Raw genomic sequence first — 2905 nt, 5'->3', positions numbered from 1 at the left:
TCTGACTGAGCGCCTGCGGGTTTCGACCGGCGCACGCCCACTGATCTACAGCCGCCAGGAGTTACGGCCGCTGCCCGTGGGCACCGTCGTCGGGATCCCGTCGTCGGCGGCCTCAGTGGCGGGACTGGTCGACGAGGCCACGGTGGCCCGGGTCGAGGCCGAACCCAGCCACCCGCTGGCGTGGCGGGCGGGCAGCGACCCTGCGGTGGCCGACCTGGTGGGCGAGCGGTTCGGCGACCAGGTGGTGTCGCGGTCGGTGGATCCCCTGCTGAGCGGGGTGTATGCGGGCTCGTCGGCCACCATCGGGCTGCGCGCGGCGGCCCCGACGGTCGCCGCGGCCCTGGACCGCGGCGCGACCAGCCTGACCGACGCCGTCCGGCAGGCGCTGCCGCCGGCCACCGGCGCGCCGGTGTTCGGGGCGCTCGAGGGCGGCTACCAGGTGCTGATCGACGAGCTCGTGGCGCGCGGTCGCCCGCGCCGGGTGCGCGCCGCGGTCTCGCGGCTGGAGCCCGCCGCCGGCTGGGCGGTGGTCGACGACGCCGGCACTCGCTGGCCCGCCGACGCGGTGATCCTGGCCGTCCCGGCGGGGGAGTGTGCCCGCCTGCTGGCCGCGATCGCCCCCCGCAGCGCCGCCGCGGCCGGACGCATCACCAGCGCCTCGTCGGTGGTGATGGCGCTGGCCGTGCCCGGCGACACGGCGTTCCCGCAGTGTTCGGGCGTGCTGGTGGCGACCGGTGAGCGGCTGCGGGCCAAGGCCATCACGCTGTCGTCGCGCAAATGGGGGGTCCGCGGCGACGCGCAGCTGTTGCGGCTGTCGTTCGGGCGGTTCGGCGATCGCGTCGCGGCGGACACCCCCGACGACGAGCTGCTGAGCTGGGCGCTGGGCGACCTGGCCACCGTGTTCGGTCTGACCGTCGACCCCGTCGACGCCCGCATCCAGCGCTGGATCGACGCGATGCCGCAGTACGGCCCCGGCCACGCCGAGCTGGTCGCCGAGTTGCGCGCGGGGCTGCCCCCGACGCTGGCGGTGGCCGGCAGCTACCTGGACGGCATCGGCGTGCCGGCCTGCGTGGGCGCGGCCGGGCGCGCGGCGGAGCGGGTGATCGGGGCCATCGGAGGCTTCGACGCGCAAGTGGCACGATAGGTTTCATGGCCAAGCTCGACTACGACTCGCTCAATTCCCAGATCCGCTACCTGATGTTCTCGGTGTTCTCCGTCGAGCCGGGTGAGCTGGGCGACCAGCGCGGCGACGTCATCGATGAGGCGTCGACGTTCTTCAAGCAGCAGGAGGAGCGCGGCGTCGTGGTGCGCGGCCTCTACGACGTCGCGGGTCTGCGGGCCGACGCCGACTTCATGATCTGGACCCACGCCGAGCGCGTCGAGGCGCTGCAGGCCACCTACGCCGACTTCCGGCGCACGACGGCGCTCGGGCGGGTCAGCGCCCCGGTGTGGAGCAGCGTGGCGCTGCATCGGCCGGCCGAATTCAACAAGAGCCACATCCCGGCGTTTCTGGCCGGCGAGGAGCCCGGCGCCTACATCTGCGTGTATCCCTTTGTGCGGTCCTATGAGTGGTACCTGCTGCCCGACGACGAGCGCCGCCGCATGCTCGCCGAGCACGGCATGGCCGCGCGCGAGTACAAGGACGTGCGCGCCAACACCGTCCCGGCCTTCGCGCTCGGGGACTACGAGTGGATTTTGGCCTTCGAGGCTCCCGAACTGCACCGCATCGTCGACCTGATGCGCGAGCTGCGTGCCACCGACGCCCGCCGGCACACCCGCGAGGAGACGCCGTTTTTCACCGGCCCCCGGGTGCCCGTCGAGCAGCTGGTGAATGCGCTGCCATGACAACGCCTTTCGACCCCAACGACCCGACCCGCTTCGAGGAGATGTACCGCGACCAGCGGACGTCGCACGGCCTGCCGGCCGCCACACCGTGGGACATCGGCGGCCCGCAGCCGGTGGTCCAGCAGCTCGTCGCGCTCGGGGCGGTCAAGGGCGAGGTGCTCGACCCGGGGACCGGACCGGGCCACCACGCCATCTACTACGCGTCCAAGGGGTTTTCGGCGACCGGCATCGACGGCTCGGCGACCGCCATCGAGCGCGCCCGCGAGAACGCCCAAAAGGCCGGTGTGACGGTCAATTTCGAGCTGGCCGACGCCACCAAGCTGGACGGGTTCGACGGCCGGTTCGACACGGTGGTCGACTGCGCCTTCTACCACACCTTCAGCACCGAGCCCGAGCTGCGCAGTTCGTACGTGCGGGCGCTGCACCGCGCCACCAAGCCCGGTGCCCGGCTGTACATGTACGAGTTCGGCGAACACAACGTCAATGGCTTCAAGATGCTGCGGTCGTTGTCCGAGAACGACTTTCGTGACGTGCTTCCGGACGGCGGCTGGGAGATCACCTATCTGGGCACCACCACGTATCGGGTCAACGTCAGCGTCGAGTCCATCGAGGCGATGGCCCAACGCAACCCCGACATCGCCGATCAGGCCGAGAAGCTGCTGGAGCGCTTCCGGGTGATCGAGCCGTGGCTCGAGGGTCAACGGGCGCACGCCCCGTTCTGGGAAGTGCACGCCACCCGGGTGGACTGACGCCCGTCCGCGCCCTCCCCATGCCGCGAAACTTAACCTGCTGCGATCCTTTTCGGCGTGTCGTCGCAACTGGTTAAGTGTCGCGATATCCGCGACGGATGAGCGCACGGCGCACGCGGCCCACAACGTCGTCCGGCTTGTCGTCGGCGATCACCCGGACGACCATCCACCCCAGGTCATCGAGCTTGCGTAGCCGGCTCTGGTCACGCGCGTACTGCTTGCGGTTCGTGCGATGGTGATCGCCGACGACAAGCCGGACGACGTTGTGGGCCGCGTGCGCCGTGCGCTCATCCGTCGCGGATATCGCGACA

Annotated in this window: 3 protein-coding genes and 1 pseudogene; 3 read left to right on the top strand and 1 reads right to left on the bottom strand. The window is 71.2% G+C overall.

Going from position 1 to position 2905, the window contains the following annotated elements; genetic code table 11:
* The 3 genes from A5646_RS26345 to A5646_RS26335 form a co-directional block, all read left to right on the top strand.
* A partial coding sequence (locus A5646_RS26345) for a protoporphyrinogen oxidase (protein ID WP_067025395.1) occupies positions 1-1144 on the top strand: 1144 nt, incomplete at its 5' end.
* A gap of 5 nt (positions 1145-1149) precedes the next feature.
* The gene (gene hemQ, locus A5646_RS26340; RefSeq protein WP_066860656.1) at positions 1150-1845 is read left to right on the top strand and encodes a hydrogen peroxide-dependent heme synthase; all 696 of its coding nucleotides are present in this window, start codon (positions 1150-1152) and stop codon (positions 1843-1845) included.
* Positions 1842-2594: a class I SAM-dependent methyltransferase gene (locus tag A5646_RS26335; protein ID WP_067025393.1), complete on the top strand. Its 753-nt coding sequence runs from the start codon at positions 1842-1844 to the stop codon at positions 2592-2594. Before hemQ ends, A5646_RS26335 begins: the two co-directional genes overlap by 4 nt.
* A 73-nt stretch (positions 2595-2667) precedes the next feature.
* On the opposite strand, the pseudogene A5646_RS26330 reads toward A5646_RS26335, so the two are convergent.
* Positions 2668-2905: pseudogene (locus A5646_RS26330) on the bottom strand (hypothetical protein); the annotation flags it as partial.

It is taken from the genome of Mycobacterium sp. 1245499.0 (assembly GCF_001673615.1).
In the GTDB taxonomy this organism is placed as follows: domain Bacteria; phylum Actinomycetota; class Actinomycetes; order Mycobacteriales; family Mycobacteriaceae; genus Mycobacterium; species Mycobacterium europaeum_A.
Note: the sequence above shows the minus strand (reverse complement) of the source record. Positions and strands in the feature narration are given on the sequence as shown.

Bases quoted from the DNA above. Each gene is read 5' to 3' on its own strand.
- hemQ (WP_066860656.1), top strand. From the start codon at position 1,150: ATGGCCAAGCTCGACTACGACTCGCTCAATTCCCAGATCCGCTACCTG.
- A5646_RS26335 (WP_067025393.1), top strand. From the start codon at position 1,842: ATGACAACGCCTTTCGACCCCAACGACCCGACCCGCTTCGAGGAGATG.